Annotated in this window: 1 pseudogene; it reads right to left on the bottom strand. The window is 43.9% G+C overall.

Features of this window, described 5'->3' with window-relative positions:
* Positions 1-41 precede the first annotated feature (41 nt).
* Positions 42-228 (bottom strand): annotated as a pseudogene (locus E1176_RS20220) (cysteine hydrolase); the annotation flags it as partial.

Here is a 228-nt window from a genome sequence, read left to right as displayed (position 1 = left end):
TTAATCAAATAAATCTTAGAAATGTAATAAAAAATTGAGTTTTACAATTGTTTTAGAAGGGCTTTGGTGTCCAGAATCTCGGCAAACTCGTCTTTGAGGTTGGCCAGGGTAGTGAGGTGTATGGTCTTTGCGCTGTAGGTTTCACCTTTGATGCCTACCCGGTCAAACGTAGCATCTGAGATGAGGATGGCGTCATAGTCAAGGTTGGCAGCCATGCGCACGGTGGTT

Source organism: Fulvivirga aurantia (assembly GCF_009711475.1).
GTDB classification, from domain to species: domain Bacteria; phylum Bacteroidota; class Bacteroidia; order Cytophagales; family Cyclobacteriaceae; genus Fulvivirga; species Fulvivirga aurantia.
Note: the sequence above shows the minus strand (reverse complement) of the source record. Positions and strands in the feature narration are given on the sequence as shown.